At 62.0% G+C, this 14,317-nt stretch carries 12 protein-coding genes; 3 read left to right on the forward strand and 9 right to left on the reverse strand.

Translation table 11 applies throughout. The features are described 5' to 3' along the window. The first annotated feature begins 61 nt into the window (after window positions 1-61). Together BLO49_RS06640 and BLO49_RS06645 are read left to right on the forward strand one after the other, a co-directional pair. A complete protein-coding gene (locus BLO49_RS06640; protein ID WP_090645782.1) occupies window positions 62-568 on the forward strand; it encodes a hypothetical protein in 507 nt (168 codons plus the stop codon). Between the two features lie 67 nt (window positions 569-635). Next, window positions 636-2,480 carry an aminopeptidase P family protein gene (locus BLO49_RS06645; RefSeq protein ID WP_090645784.1) on the forward strand — a complete coding sequence of 615 codons (1,845 nt, stop codon included), beginning with the start codon at window positions 636-638 and terminating at the stop codon, window positions 2,478-2,480. A gap of 335 nt (window positions 2,481-2,815) precedes the next feature. Here the strand turns inward: BLO49_RS06645 and BLO49_RS06650 are convergent, their stop codons facing one another. From BLO49_RS06650 to BLO49_RS06690, 9 genes are all read right to left on the reverse strand, one after another. Continuing rightward, window positions 2,816-3,037, reverse strand: coding sequence for a hypothetical protein (locus BLO49_RS06650; RefSeq protein WP_090645787.1), 222 nt, complete (start codon window positions 3,035-3,037; stop codon window positions 2,816-2,818). Continuing rightward, a complete protein-coding gene (ligA, locus tag BLO49_RS06655) occupies window positions 3,037-5,187 on the reverse strand; it encodes an NAD-dependent DNA ligase LigA (RefSeq protein WP_090645790.1) in 2,151 nt (716 codons plus the stop codon). The genes BLO49_RS06650 and ligA overlap by 1 nt, the downstream gene beginning before the upstream one ends. 39 nt (window positions 5,188-5,226) lie before the next feature. Then, the gene (locus tag BLO49_RS06660) at window positions 5,227-5,502 is read right to left on the reverse strand and encodes a hypothetical protein (protein WP_139159629.1); all 276 of its coding nucleotides are present in this window, start codon (window positions 5,500-5,502) and stop codon (window positions 5,227-5,229) included. Between the two features lie 37 nt (window positions 5,503-5,539). Beyond that, window positions 5,540-7,258: a DNA repair protein RecN gene (gene recN / locus BLO49_RS06665; RefSeq protein WP_090645795.1), complete on the reverse strand. Its 1,719-nt coding sequence runs from the start codon at window positions 7,256-7,258 to the stop codon at window positions 5,540-5,542. A 95-nt stretch (window positions 7,259-7,353) separates the two neighbouring features. Continuing rightward, window positions 7,354-8,244 carry an outer membrane protein assembly factor BamD gene (locus tag BLO49_RS06670; protein WP_170828223.1) on the reverse strand — a complete coding sequence of 297 codons (891 nt, stop codon included), beginning with the start codon at window positions 8,242-8,244 and terminating at the stop codon, window positions 7,354-7,356. 93 nt (window positions 8,245-8,337) lie between these two features. Further along, complete coding sequence (gene lpxC / locus BLO49_RS06675) at window positions 8,338-9,231, reverse strand: UDP-3-O-acyl-N-acetylglucosamine deacetylase (RefSeq protein ID WP_090646221.1); 894 nt, start codon at window positions 9,229-9,231, stop codon at window positions 8,338-8,340. Between the two features lie 150 nt (window positions 9,232-9,381). Next, entirely contained in the window at window positions 9,382-11,061 is a 1,680-nt protein-coding gene (gene ftsZ / locus BLO49_RS06680; RefSeq protein ID WP_090646223.1) for a cell division protein FtsZ, read from the reverse strand. A 385-nt stretch (window positions 11,062-11,446) separates the two neighbouring features. Next, window positions 11,447-11,773, reverse strand: coding sequence for a cell division protein ZapA (locus BLO49_RS06685; RefSeq protein ID WP_090645799.1), 327 nt, complete (start codon window positions 11,771-11,773; stop codon window positions 11,447-11,449). Then, entirely contained in the window at window positions 11,773-12,072 is a 300-nt protein-coding gene (locus BLO49_RS06690) for a hypothetical protein (RefSeq protein WP_090645802.1), read from the reverse strand. The genes BLO49_RS06685 and BLO49_RS06690 overlap by 1 nt, the downstream gene beginning before the upstream one ends. A 169-nt stretch (window positions 12,073-12,241) precedes the next feature. On the opposite strand from BLO49_RS06690, the gene tkt reads away from it, so the two are divergent. Further along, a complete protein-coding gene (tkt, locus tag BLO49_RS06695; RefSeq protein ID WP_090645804.1) occupies window positions 12,242-14,236 on the forward strand; it encodes a transketolase in 1,995 nt (664 codons plus the stop codon). Window positions 14,237-14,317: the final 81 nt, after the last annotated feature.

A 14,317-nucleotide genomic window follows, 5' to 3' on the forward strand; every position in this document is an offset into this window, starting at 1 on the left:
GGCAAAATAAATAAATCAAATAAAAGAAACCCGCCAAATGGGTTTTACCGGGAGAGCGCCAATGTTCATGCAAAAAATCATCACCGCCACACTTGCGTCCGCCGCCCTGCTGGCGGCCGTCCCTGCCCTGGCGCAGGAAGCCAAGCCAGCCCCCATGGTCATCTATGACGATGAGCTGAAAAACGACTGGCAGAACTGGAGCTGGGGCGTCACCCTGCAAATGTCCGTGCCCGCCGGCCAGGTCAAGCCGATCAAGGTCGAGGGCACGCCGTGGTCGGCGCTGGACCTGCACCATTCGGCTATTTCGACCAAGGGCTATACCAAGCTGACCTTCTATATCAATGGCGGAACTGATGGCGGCCAGCAACTGATGGTCAAGGTCAAGGCGCCCGGCGGCGTGGCCATCGAATCCAACTATGCCATCGCGCCAAAAGTGAAGACCTGGGAAGTCGCCGAGGTGCCGCTGAAGGATATCGGCGCCGATGACAAGATGATCGAGGACATCTTCATTCAGGGCGGCGCCGATGCCTACAAGCCCTATTACATCACCAAGATTCAGCTTGAGTAGGCTTTAAGATCATTTGAAACGACGCGGCGGCGGTCTATATAGGGGCATCAGATGAAGAGGCCCGACCATGACCGCCGATACCGCTCACTTCCAGCACTTCGATGTCACCACCCAGCCGTCGCAGGGCGTGGCCAATGTGGCTGCCCTGCGTGTCGAAATGCGGAAGATGGGTCTGGACGGCTTTATCGTCCCCCACGAGGATGAGCACCAGAACGAATACCTGCCGGACGCCAATGAGCGCCTGGCCTGGGTCTCCGGCTTTACCGGCTCGGCCGGCGCGGCGATTATCTTCATGGACCGCGCCATCCTCTTCGCCGATGGCCGTTATACCCTGCAATCGCGCGAACAGACCGATCCGTCGGTCTTCTCGGTCGAGGATTTCAATGCCAGTTCGCTGGCCGATACGGTGGCGAAAGCGCCGCGCGGATCGGTCATTGGTTATGATGCGGCCCTCATCAGCCCGTTCAGCCTCCATGCCCTGCAGGCCGCCGCCGACGGCGCGGGCGTGACGCTGAAATCCGTTTCGCCCAATCCGCTTGACCTCGCCTGGGGAAGTGCCCGCCCGGCGCAGCCCATGGCCCTGATCGTGCCGCAGCCGCTCGAATATGCCGGTGTCGCCTCCGCCGATAAACGCGCGCACCTGGCCGCTACCCTGAAAGCCAACGGCATCGCCGCCGCCCTGATCACCGCGCCGTCGTCGCTGGCCTGGCTGTTCAATATCCGCGGCGGCGATGTCATCCGCTCGCCCCTGCCGCTCGGCCAGGCCATCCTGAAAAGCGATGGTTCCGCCGACCTCTTCATCGAGCCCGCCAAGATCAGCGACGGCCTGCTCGAATGGCTGGGCAATGAGGTCAGCGTTGCCGGCCCGCAGGACGTGACCAAAAGCCTGAAAGCCTTCGCCGGTCAAAATGTGCTGATCGACGCCAATCTCTCCTCGGCCTACTGGCTGGAGGCTATAAAGACCGCCGGCGCCGCCCCCCTGACCGCCGATGATCCCTGCCTTTTGCCACGCGCCTGCAAGAACGATGTCGAGATCGCCGGCACCACCGCCGCCCATATCCGCGATGGCGCACTCCTCACCACCTTCCTCTACTGGGTCGCCACCGAGGCGCAGGACACCCTCCCGACCGAGATCGAGGTGGCGCAAAAGCTGGAACAGATCCGCAAGGCCGGCCCAAAGAACGAAGGAACGGATATCCGCGACCTGTCGTTCGACACCATTTCCGGCTTCGGCCCGCATGGCGCGCTGCCGCATTACAAGGTCAATGTGTCGAGCGATCTCAAGACGGCGAAAGGCAACCTGCTGCTGGTCGATTCCGGCGCCCAGTTTCTCGATGGCACCACCGATGTGACCCGCACCGTGGCCATGGGCGCGCCAACCGCCGAACACAAACGCATGTTCACCCTGGTGTTGAAAGGCCATATTGCCCTGGCCACCGTGAAGTTCCCCGCCGGCACCACCGGCACGCATCTCGACGCCCTGGCGCGCCAGTTCCTGTGGGCCGAGGGCTTTGACTACGACCACGGCACGGGTCATGGCGTCGGCGTCTATCTCGGCGTCCACGAAGGCCCGCAACGCATCGCCAAGGCCTTGAACCGTTACGCCCTGCAAACCGGCATGATCGTTTCCAATGAGCCGGGCTTCTACAAGGCGGGCGAATACGGCATCCGAATCGAGAACCTGCAATATGTCACCGAGGCGGAAATCCCCGCCGGTGGCGAACGCCCGATGCACCGCTTCGAGAACCTGACCTGGGCGCCGATCGACCGCAACCTGATCGATGTGTCGCTGCTCACCCCCGCCGAGCGCGCCTATATGGATAGCTACCACGCGCGCTGCGTGGCGTTGCTCAGCCCGCTGGTTTCCGACGAAGTACGCGGCTGGCTTATCGAGGCATGTAAGCCGTTGTAGTATCCTTCTCCCCTCTCCCCATGACCATGGGGAGAGCCGGGCGGCCGGTGCCGACGACAAGCAAGGCGAAGCCGCAGATTGTCGGGTGAGGGGCTTGTAGCCGCCTGAGAAATGCCCCTCACCCGATCGCCTTCACTACGTTCGGCTCTCGTCCTCTCCCCACTATGTGGGGAGAGGGGAATTATTGTTGGCTCACGTCAAATAGAGCGATCCAGATCGCGTTTCATTTCATGCACGATCTCGTCACGCAGTGACGTAAAATCTTGCACGCGATCCTTCTTGTAAAACTCGTAGGCAATCTCATCAATTTTCCTTGGAGAGATCAGCCTCATTACTTAATTGCCAATAGAAACCTTCTGCTTGGTTTCCTCATTAGTGTTGATGACACTATTCTGTAACGCCTCCAGATATCCGGCATAGACGTTCAACTTTTCCCGATATTTGAAGTGCTTACGATCAAACCTGTCTTTCAGATAGGTTGTGAGCAAAGAGCCTAAGCCCAAGCCACCTATCAGCGCTATTCCCGTGCTGAAAATCTGAGATATATCGCCACTCATCAGTCTTCCCCTATCATCGCCAGCCACTCGTCCTCGGTGAGCGTGGTGACGCCCAGTTCGGCGGCCTTTTTCAGCTTGGAGCCCGCGCCGGGGCCGGCCACCAGATAATCCGTCTTGGCCGAGACTGAACCGGCCACCTTGGCGCCGAGGCGCTCGGCCTGCGCCTTGGCCTCGTCGCGCGTAAAGCGTTCCAGCGAACCGGTAAAGACGACCGTCTTGCCGCTGACGGCATGATCGCCGGCCACGGCCTCGGCATCCTGCACTTTTAACTGCTTAAGGAAGCGCTCGTAAATCTCGCGCTGATAGGGATGGGCGAAATAGCTGACCAGAGCACCGGCGACCACCGGACCGATCTGGTCCTGGTGCGAAATGCCTTCGCGGGCTACTTCGTCACCGCCGGCCGCCGCCACCATCACCTCATGGAAATGACGCTCGCTGCCATAGGCCCTGGCCAACAGGCGGGCGGTGGTTTCGCCGATATGCTTGATGCCCAGCGCGGCGATAAAACGGTCCAGCGGCAGATCGCGTCGCGCCTCGATATTATCGAACAGCTTATCGATACCGGCGAAGGCACGATCAGAGTCCGACAGGGCCTTGGCGGAGCTTTCGCCCTTCTTTTCCTGACGCAGGGCCGACTGGCGCTTGCGCTCTTCCAGCACGGCGGCACGGACCTGATCGGCCCGTTCATGCAGGCGGAAGATATCGGCCGGTTCGCTGAGGATTCCGGCGCGGTGAAATATTTCGATATTGCTTTCGCCGAGCCCCTCGATATCGAGCACACGGCGGCTGACGACATATTTCAGGTATTCGATGCGCTGGTGCGGACAGGCCTGGTCGCCGGAACACTTGCGCGCCACGCCTTCCTCGCCCTTGGCATTGGTTTCGCGCACCACCTCGGTTTTCAACGGGCACGGACAGACGGTAGGGAACTCGTATTTCGGGGCATTCGCCGGCCGTTCGTTCAGCTCCACGCCGACGATCTGCGGGATGACATCACCGGCGCGCTGGACGCGGACCATGTCGCCGATATGGATATCCTTGCGCTCGATCTCGTCGGCATTATGCAGGGTGACATTGGTGACCACCACCCCGCCGACATTGATGGGCTCCAGCCGCGCCACCGGAGTGAGCGTACCCATCCGGCCGACCTGGATATCGACGGCCTGAAGGCGGGTCAGCGCCTGCTGCGCCGGGAACTTGTGGGCGATGGCCCAGCGCGGCGAACGCGACACAAAGCCCAGACGGCGCTGCCAATCCAGCCGATCGACCTTATAGACCACGCCATCGATATCGTAGCCGAGCCCGGAGCGTTCCTTGCCGATATGATCGTAGACTTCCAGCAAACCTTTTGCCCCCTCGACGCGCCGTGAGTTGGGATTGACCTGGAAGCCCCATTCGCGGAATTTTTCCAGCGCGTCGGATTGGGTGGTGACAAAGTTTTCGTCGCTGACCTCCCCCCACGCATAGGCGAAGAAGCGCAAAGGGCGCGCGGCCGTAATGCTGGCATCAAGCTGACGCAGTGCGCCGGAGGCCGAATTGCGCGGGTTGGCGAAGGTCTTGGTGCCTTCCTCGATGGCGCGGGCGTTCATCTCGGCGAATTCCATCAACGGCATATAGACCTCACCACGGATTTCGATGCGGTCGGGGAAGCCGGCGCCGTTCAAATGATGCGGCACATCCTTGATGGTTTTGGCATTTTCGGTGATATCCTCGCCGGTGCGGCCATCGCCGCGCGTGGCGGCGCGCACCAGTTCGCCCTTCACATAGAGCAGGCTGCACGACACGCCGTCGATCTTGGGCTCGGCGGCGAAGGAGATCACCTCGTCTTCCGGCAGGCGCAGAAACCGGCGGATACGGTCCTCGAAATCGGTCACATCTTCGGCAGTGAAGGCATTATCCAGCGACAGCATGGGCACGCCATGCTGAACCGGCGAGAACTTGGCCGAGGCCACGCCGCCGACGGTCTGGGTCGGGCTGTCCGGCGTTTTCAATTCGGGAAAATCGGCTTCCAGCGCCCGCAGCTCGGCTTCCAGAGCGTCATAGTCCGCATCGGTCAGTTCCGGCGTTTCCTGGTTATAATACAGGTCGCGGTGATGCCTGATCTGCGTGGCAAGCTCGGCATGGCGGGCGCGGGCGTCGTCGATAGTCATGAAGGGCCTCTGGTCGTTTCGCCCTTTCTACTGCCACACTCACCCCAGATTGTCAGTATTGTTCCACGGTTCATCCCCGCGTGTTTCCAGGCTGCGCCGCGTAAGCAGATAGCAGAGGATGATCAGGCAATAGAGCGCACCGACCACCAGGCCGAAATTGATATAGCTGTGCAGTTTGCCGGCGAACTCCGGCGTGAAGCGGTATTGCAGGCCATAGGTATGCAGGGTGACACCGACGCAGATGCCCACAGTCAGCAAGGCGCTGTAGGCAAAATGAACGACAAGCAGGATAATCTCGCGGATAAACCTGAGCATGGCCGCCTCCTGGCGCTCTTTCAAAAGAGCCCGGCTATTATACGCCTTCCGGGGCCTTAAGTCGAATGGCGGCCGCGCGGGCTTCCGGCGTGATCTCGGCGCCGGAAAGCATCCGTGCCAGTTCCTCCAGCGCGGCATCGGGCTCCAGCACGGTTACGGTCGAGCGCACGCTGTCATTATGCTCGGCCTTGGAGACCTTGAGGTGCTGATCGCCGCGCGCCGCGACCTGCGGCGAGTGTGTCACCACGATCACCTGCTGGTTCTGCGCCAGGCGCTTGAGCCGCAAGCCCACGGCATCGGCCACTGCGCCGCCGACGCCCTGATCGACTTCATCGAAGATCATCACGGGTCCGATGGTATCTTCACCGCCGCGAGACGCCAGCGCCGCCTTCAGGGCCAGGGCAAAACGCGCCAGTTCCCCGCCGGAGGCAATGGCGCCTAGACCACCCCATTCCGCGCCCGGATTGGTCTTGACTTCAAATTCGACCACATCGCCGCCGGTCTGGCCATAGCGCTCCGGCTCCAGCGGCCGCAGGGCGACACGGAAACGCGCCTTGTCGAGCTTGAGCGGCACCAGCTCGCTCATCACCGCCGCCGCCAGCGCCTCGCCGGCCTGTCCGCGTTTGGCGCGCAGAGCCTCGACAGCGGCATGGAAGGTCTTCTGCGCCGCGTGCATGGCGATGGTCAGGCGGCTTAAATGCGCATCCAGATCCTCGATCTGGTTCAGGCTGGCGGCAATGCGTGTGCGTTCTTTCGGCAGGTCTTCCACCAGCACGCCAAGCTTGCGGGCCATGGCGCGCAGGGCAAACAGACGCTCCTCGACGCGATCAAGCTGCCCCGGCTCGACATCGAGGCTATCCGCCGCCTGATCCATCAGGGCCAGGGCCTCATCGGCGGCAATCAGGGTGCGATCGAGCGCATCGGCCGCCGCCGTCAGCCGCGCCAGCACCGAATCTTCCGAAGTAGCCCCGGCCTGCATGGCGCGTGTGCGGGCATGATCGAGCGCCCGGAACGCCTTGACCAGCCGCTGCGACAACTGCTCGCCGCCCACGGCACTGCGTGCCTCGCTGATATCCTCTAGCGCCCGTTCGCCAGCCCCCAGCAGGGCGCGCTCCGAGGCCAGGGTCGCCTCTTCATCAGGCTGCGGATTGAGCCGGTCCAGTTCCTGCAAACGCAGGGTCAGGGTTTCCAGTTCGGCCTTATCAGCGCTGGCGCGTTTCATCAGATCGCGGTGTTCGTCGCGGATCGCCTTCAGCGCCTTCCAGCTATCGGAAACCTTCGCCAGTTCCGGCCCACAGGCACCATAACTATCCAGCATCCCCAGGTGCGAGCGGGCATCGAGCAGGCCCACCGTTTCATGCTGGCCGTGGACCTCCAGCAGGCTGTCGCCCAGCGCCTTGAGCACCGCCACACTGACCGGCTGATCATTGACGAACGCCTTGGAACGGCCATCGCGGCCGACCACGCGGCGCAGCAGCAGGGCCTCACCCGGCTCCAGGGCCAGCCCCTTGTCTTCGAGGAAATCATACAAAGGGTGGGTTGCCGCAATCTCGAATTCCGCCGTCACCGACGCCTGCGGCGCGCCGGCGCGGATCAGGCCGCTATCGGCGCGCGCCCCCGTGGCCAGGCCCAGAGAATCGAGCAGAATCGACTTGCCCGCGCCGGTTTCCCCGGTCAGCACGCTAAGGCCCTGCCGGATATCCAGTTCCAGCCGGTCAACCAGGACCACATCGGCAATCGTCAAACGTGTCAGCATCGGGCACCGAATCAAGAAGGCGACTGCCGATTCACCGGCAGCCGCCCCATACAATCACACAAATGAGAACAATTCAAGAACTCAGATATTTCGTCTTAATTGAACTTCCAGAAACTCAGCCAGCTTTTTTTCTTTTTCAGGTCCGGCGCCTCCGGTCCCTTCTTGCCCTTCGGATCGGGGGCAACGGCCGGCGTGGCGCCCTTTTCCTTCAGGAGCTTGTAGGCCGCCGAATACCAGCGGTCGCCCGGATAATTATAGCCCAGCACGGCGGCGTCACGCGTCGCTTCATCGTGCAGGCCCATCATTTCATTGGCTTCGACCAGGCGATAAAGCGCTTCCGGCGTATGGCTGGTGGTCTGGTAATCGCTGGCCACGGTCTTGAAGCGGCCAATGGCGGCCAGCGGCTGGTTGTCGTTCAGATACCAGCGGCCGACATCCATTTCCTTGCCGGCCAACTGATCCTGCACCATGTCGAGCTTGATACGCGCGTCCTTGGCGTATTCGCTGTCCGGATAGCGGCGCACCACATCGGTCAGCAGGGCCTTGGCGCTATCGGTATAGCCCTGGTCGCGGCCGACATCGACGATCTGTTCAAAGGCGCAGATCGCCTTCATGTAATAGGCATAGGGCGTCAGTTCGCTGCCCGGATAGAGCTTGATGAACTGGTCGGCGGCGGTGGTCGCCTCAGCATATTTATCGGCTTGGTAATTGGCATAGATGGTCATCACGATGGCGCGGCGCGACCATTCGGAATAGGGATGCTGGCGCTGGACTTCCTCGAAATAGGTGACGGCGTCGGACCAGCTCTTTTCGTCCAGCTTCTGCATACCGGTCTGGTAGAGCAGTTCCACCGGACGCTCCTCATAGACCAGATGCTCTTTCGGTCCCTTGCCGGCGCAGGCGGTCAGACCGGCTACGGAGACACTGGCCAGCAGGATAACTATGGCCGATTTCTTGAGAAGCCCCACAACGCTCAACCTATTCATCCTCTTGATGACAGCCGTTCGACCGGCCGTAAAATCTTTGTTCGAGGATACATCTACACGAGCGCAGCGCGCGCGCCAACCGTAATTAACCAGTCAGCCGACATCCGCCAGAGCCGCGCCGCGGGTGACGATGCGGTAGGCATCCGGACGCGACAATAGGGCACGGACCAAGGCATTATTAAGGCCGTGACCGGCGCGGATTCCTTCAAACCTGCCAAGAATGGGCATACCCAGCACATACAGGTCGCCGATGGCATCGAGGGCCTTGTGGCGGACGAATTCGTCGGCGAAGCGCAGGCCGCCTTCATTGAGGATCACGTCGCCGTCGATGACAATGGCATTATCCAGCGAACCACCGCGGGCCAAGCCGGCCTTGCGCAGGGCTTCGACGCCTTCGAGGAAGCCGAAGGTGCGCGCCGCCGACAACTCGTCACGGAAGGACTGCTCGGTGATGGCGAGATCAACGACCTGGTGGCCGATGGGGGTGCCAGGAAAGTCAATTTCAAAACGGACTTCAAACTGGTCGGCCGGCTTAAGCGAAGCGCGCTTGTCGCCTTCGATGACCTCGACCGGCTTCAGAATCTCGATGACCTGTTGCGGCACGGCCTGGCGGCGGAAACCGGCCTGGTCGAGCAGTTGCACGAACGGCAGGGCCGAGCCATCCATGATCGGCACTTCCGGACCATCCAGTTCAACAATGACGTTATCGATGCTCAGGGCGGCGAACGCGGCCATGACGTGTTCGATGGTCGAGACGGAAACGCCGGCGGCATTGGTGATGACGGTGCCCAGGGTCGTCTTGGTGACATTGTGGGCCAAGGCCGGGACGCGGTTATCGCGGTCGGTGATATCGGAGCGCACGAACACGACACCGGCGCCGGCAGGCGCCGAACGCACGACCATACGCACAGGCACGCCCGTATGCACGCCGATGCCGGCGATGATGGCCGCATGGGCCAGGGTCTGTTCGTTCTGATCAGGTAACATGACGCTCACCTTCTTGCCGCCCCCGCGTACATAAAATCCGGCGCAAAAAAAATGCGGGCGCATTTCTGGCCCGCATTCGATATCTCATTTTTGACGCCCGTTCACAAACGAACTTCTATTTCCGTTTGTAACGCCTTGCTTAACAAGCTTTTAATTAGCGAGGCGCCTTAAGAAAGAAGGGATTTCCAGATCGTCCTCCGTATCCATCGACGGCTGGACTTCCGAGCGCGTGGCCGGATTGAGATTCGTCTTGGCCTGAGCCTGGCCGGGCACATAGCGATCGGCTTCGTCCTGGACAGGCGCGGATTGGGCCACCGGCGCGGCCGGAGCGCTCTGGCGTTGCGGGAACAGGCCGCGCCAGAAGGATTCACGGCCTTCGTCTTCGGTGTTCAGACGCGGCGCGGGGGCCGGCTGGCTGGGGCGCGGGGCGGCAGTATGGGCGTAAGGGTTCGGGCGCTGGATCTGCGGTGTCACAGCAGGGCGCGGGGCGGGAGCCGGCGCTGAAACGGCCGGTGCTTCCTCATCTTCAACCATCGGATCGACGATCCGGCTGATGACGCGCGGTTCCTGTGACTGGACCGGGGCCTGAGCGGGCGCAGCCGCCGGCGTGATGGTCGGCTGCGTCGGACGCTCTTCAAACAGGCTTGAGCGCGCGGCTGGCTGGACAGCGACAGGTCTCACCGGTGCCGAGGCGCCGGGTGCGGTACGAGCCTCTGCCGCCTGGACAGGAGCCGGTGCAGGGGCTGACGCCACAGGCGCAGCGGCCGGCGTTTCGGTGCGCGAACCATAGCCAAGGCCGAAGGTCGGCGGCGGCGTAGTGGTTTTCGGGGTCGAATTGGCGTTCGTCAGCGGCGTTTGCAAGGCCACGCCGTCCATACCGGTGGCGACGACCGATACGCGCAGCTTGCCTTCCAGGTTCGGATCGAAGGCGGCACCAAAGATGATATTGGCTTCCGGATCGACTTCCGAAGAAATGGCATTGGCAGCTTCATCGACTTCATGCAGGGTCATGTCGAGACCGCCGGTGACGTTCACCAGCACGGCCTTGGCGCCCTTGAGCGAGGTTTCGTCGAGCAGCGGGTTCTGGATGGCGTTCTGCGCCGCCAGCAGGGCACGGTCTTCGCCGGAGGCTTCGCCGGTGCCCATCATCGCCTTGCCCATGTCGGACATGACCGAACGGACGTCGGCGAAATCGAGGTTGATCAGGCCCGGCAGAACCATCAGGTCGGTGATCGACCGCACGCCGGCGTGCAGCACCTGGTCGGCCATGCCGAAGGCTTCGGCGAAGGTGGTGCGCTCATTGGCGATACGGAAAAGGTTCTGGTTCGGAATGACGATCAGGGTATCGACATAGCGCTGCAACTCGGAAATGCCGGCATCGGCCAGGCGCATCCGGTGACGGCCCTCGAAGGTGAAGGGCTTGGTGACCACGCCGACGGTCAGGATACCGCGCTCGCGGGCGCATTTGGCGATGATCGGGGCCGCACCGGTGCCGGTGCCGCCGCCCATGCCGGCGGTGATGAACACCATGTGCGCCCCTTCGAGGTGCTCGGTGATCATGTCGGCGGATTCTTCGGCGGCGGTCATGCCGACTTCGGGATGCGCACCCGCGCCCAGCCCCTGGGTAATACCGACGCCAAGCTGAATGCGCGCCTCGGTGCGCGAAAACTGGAGCTGTTGGGCGTCAGTATTGGCGACGACGAACTCCACGCCTTCGAGGCCGGCTTCAATCATGTTGTTTACGGCGTTGCCCCCGGCTCCGCCCACTCCAAACACGACGATACGCGGCTTCAATTCTGTTGCGCGCGGCGCAGAAAGATGAATTGCCATGTTATCCAGTGAACCTTTCATGATCTCTCCCATTCGGTTCTCCGTCCGGGACGAACGAATGAGTTTTCCGATCCCCGATGCCAGGGTCTTATGAGACTACAACTATGCTTAACGAATAGTTACCCGATAACTTGAGTCGGCTAAAAAGGAACCTGTTTTGGTAAGATTTTTTAACCAAAGTTACCGAAGTATGACTTTTTACACAGGCATTGAGTCAGAAAGGAGTCACGCGGGTTGCGTTTTTCGCGCGGAGGGTGAGCGCCCCTTTCCAGAGGATTAACGCATCACCTCTGGAGACGGTATCCGCTTAGTGATTTGCCCGTAAGTTCATACGCCCCGCCACCAGGATGGGGAGGTACAAAAGGATGGGGGAATACGATTTCCTTTACGCCCCCAGCAGGCGCTCCAGCCGGGCCGCCGCGTCGGTTATGGCGAAGGCCGCCTTGCGTTCCATTTCATGCGCACCGGCATTCATGCGGGCATTGGCGGAATTGGCCTCGTCCAGTTGCAAGCGCAGGTCCTGCATTTCATCGATCATCAGCAGCGCGGCCATCAGGAACAGCCGCACCTCGCCGATCGAACCGACATCCGACACCACCATCTCGACATGCTCGTCAAACTTGCGCGCCAGTTCCTGCACGCGGCCTTCCTGGCCGTCGGCGCAACCGACCGTATAGGGCTTGTTGTTGACGCGGACCGTGACCTCTCCCATTACATCACCCCACTGACAAGCTGACGGATATTGGCGGCGGCGGCACCCAGAGCGGCATGGGCGGCGGAAGCCGCGGCCGCCAGTTCGGCATTGGAGGTGCGCGCCTCTTCCAGTTCGGCCAGCACCCGCTCATACTCGTCATTGGTGCCGGAGCCGGTGAATTCCGGCAGCGGTTCGCCGGATTGCAGCGCTCGCACACGCGCTTCAAGAGCCTCCAGCGCCCGGTCGAGCCGATCAACGGCGATACTCAGGCTGCTGCCCGTCTGATTCGGTGCCAAATGACTCTGAGAATGCTCCATAACCGCTTTCCTCCGATATGCGCCGCGCTTTCTATCGATTCGTCCGTTTCCGGACCAAAACCGGTAAGAATCGTGCGCAAAACGCATTAAATTCTACACTTAGCCGGCAAGTTCGGCTAAAGGCACGGCAAATCTCCGTACTCGTTAACACTTTAATAGAGACTCACCCATGTCCACAAGCGCTGTTGCAGCCGCTCCCACAACAAAGCCCTCCGGTGTTCTTATGGCGGATGCCATCCGTGTCCTGTCGATGGAGGCGGTGCATAATGCCAAATCCGGCCATCAGGGGATGCCGATGGGCATGGCCGATGTCGCCACCGTCCTGTGGACCAAGTTCCTGAAGTACGATCCGAAGCATCCCGACTGGGCCGACCGCGACCGCTTTGTGCTCTCCGCCGGCCACGGCTCGATGCTGCTCTATTCGCTGCTTCACCTGACCGGCTTCAAGTCGGTCTCGATGAAGGACATCGAGAATTTCCGCCAGTGGGGCTCCACCACCGCTGGTCACCCGGAATACGGCCATACCCCCGGCGTCGAATGCACCACCGGCCCGCTTGGTCAGGGCCTGGCCACCGCCGTCGGCATGGCCATGGCCGAACGCCATCTTAATGCCCGCTTCGGTGACGATCTTGTCAACCACAGGACCTGGGTCATCGCCGGCGACGGCTGCCTGATGGAAGGCGTGTCGCACGAAGCCATTTCGCTGGCCGGCCGTCTGAAGCTGAAGAACCTGATCGTCCTGTTCGACGACAATAATGTCACCATCGACGGTTACGCCACCGTAGCCGAAACCGGCGACCAGCTCGCCCGCTTCAAGGCCGCCGGCTGGGCCGTGAAGGCCGTTGACGGTCACGATCACTCGAAGATCGCCGCCGCCCTGCGCTGGGCCACCCAGCAGCAGAAGCCGGTCATGATCGCCTGCAAGACCGCCGTGTCGCGCCGTGCCGGCCCTAAGGAAGGCGACAAGCACGGCCACGGCTATAACCTGATGGACGATGAGATCAGGGCCGCCCGCGAACATATGGACTGGCTGGCCGCGCCCTTCACCCTGCCGGAAAACATCAGCAAGGCGTGGCTTGCCGCCGGCCGCAAGGGCACGAAGGTCCGCAAGGACTGGGATGCCCGCGCCAAGGCAAACCCCAAGGGCGCCGAACTGGCCGCTGTCATGAAGGGCGACCTGCCCGCCAACGCCTTCGAAGCGCTGGATGCTCACATTGCCGATGCCATCGCCACCAGGCCGGCCGACGCCACCCGCTCCTGCTCCGGCAAGGCGCTGGCAGCGCTTACCCCAACCATCGACACCATGATCGGCGGCTCGGCCGACCTGACAGGCTCGGTCAATACCCTGGTCAAGGGCATGACCGCCTTTGATATCGACAACTACGCCGGCCGCTACGTCCACTACGGCGTGCGTGAATTCGGCATGGCCGCGGCGATGAACGGCATGGCCCTGCACGGCGGCATCCTGCCCTATGCCGGCACCTTCTTCGTCTTCTCCGACTATAGCCGCCCGGCCATCCGCCTTGGCGCCCTGATGGGCGCCAAGGTCGTCCATGTCATGACGCACGATTCGATCGGCGTCGGCGAAGACGGCCCGACTCACCAGCCGGTCGAGCACCTGGCCTCCTACCGCGCCATGCCCGGCCTGCACGTCTTCCGTCCGGCCGACATGGTCGAGGCCGCCGAATGCTGGAAGGCTGCGGTGAAGGCCAAGGGTCCGTCCATGCTGGTCCTGTCGCGCCAGAAGGTGCCGGCGGTGCGTACGCAAGCGGGTGATCTCTCCGCCAAGGGCGCTTACGAACTGGTCGCCGCTTCTGGTGAAGCCCGTGCCACCATCTTCGCCTCGGGCACGGAAGTCTCCATCGCCGTCGCCGCCCAAAAGCAACTGGAAGCCGACGGCATCCCGACCCGCGTCGTCTCCACGCCGTCGTGGGATGTCTTCGACGCGCAACCGGCCGCCTACCAGGCGCAGGTCATCGGCAAGGCGCCGGTGCGCATCGCCGTCGAAGCCGCCGCCCGCTTCGGCTGGGAACGTTTCATCGGCGAGGACGGCCTGTTCGTCGGCATGTCGAGCTTCGGCGCCTCGGCCCCGGCCGACCGCCTCTACAAGGAGTTCGGCATCACGGCTGAAAACGTCGTCGCCAAGGTCAAGGCCGCGCTGTAAGCAGTTACACAAACAAATAAAAAAGCCCCGTCCGGAATTCGGACGGGGCTTTTTTATTTTCTGCTTTCCATAAGGCGCCGA

Origin of the sequence: Asticcacaulis taihuensis (genome assembly GCF_900100255.1) — a bacterium.
In the GTDB taxonomy this organism is placed as follows: Bacteria; Pseudomonadota; Alphaproteobacteria; order Caulobacterales; family Caulobacteraceae; genus Asticcacaulis; species Asticcacaulis taihuensis.

Bases quoted from the DNA above. Each gene is read 5' to 3' on its own strand.
- ftsZ (WP_090646223.1), bottom strand. From the start codon at position 11,061: ATGGCAATTCATCTTTCTGCGCCGCGCGCAACAGAATTGAAGCCGCGT.
- BLO49_RS06660 (WP_139159629.1), bottom strand. From the start codon at position 5,502: ATGCTCAGGTTTATCCGCGAGATTATCCTGCTTGTCGTTCATTTTGCC.
- BLO49_RS06650 (WP_090645787.1), bottom strand. From the start codon at position 3,037: ATGAGTGGCGATATATCTCAGATTTTCAGCACGGGAATAGCGCTGATA.
- tkt (WP_090645804.1), top strand. From the start codon at position 12,242: ATGTCCACAAGCGCTGTTGCAGCCGCTCCCACAACAAAGCCCTCCGGT.
- BLO49_RS06670 (WP_170828223.1), bottom strand. From the start codon at position 8,244: ATGAATAGGTTGAGCGTTGTGGGGCTTCTCAAGAAATCGGCCATAGTT.
- BLO49_RS06645 (WP_090645784.1), top strand. From the start codon at position 636: ATGACCGCCGATACCGCTCACTTCCAGCACTTCGATGTCACCACCCAG.
- lpxC (WP_090646221.1), bottom strand. From the start codon at position 9,231: ATGTTACCTGATCAGAACGAACAGACCCTGGCCCATGCGGCCATCATC.
- ligA (WP_090645790.1), bottom strand. From the start codon at position 5,187: ATGACTATCGACGACGCCCGCGCCCGCCATGCCGAGCTTGCCACGCAG.
- recN (WP_090645795.1), bottom strand. From the start codon at position 7,258: ATGCTGACACGTTTGACGATTGCCGATGTGGTCCTGGTTGACCGGCTG.
- BLO49_RS06685 (WP_090645799.1), bottom strand. From the start codon at position 11,773: ATGGGAGAGGTCACGGTCCGCGTCAACAACAAGCCCTATACGGTCGGT.
- BLO49_RS06690 (WP_090645802.1), bottom strand. From the start codon at position 12,072: ATGGAGCATTCTCAGAGTCATTTGGCACCGAATCAGACGGGCAGCAGC.
- BLO49_RS06640 (WP_090645782.1), top strand. From the start codon at position 62: ATGTTCATGCAAAAAATCATCACCGCCACACTTGCGTCCGCCGCCCTG.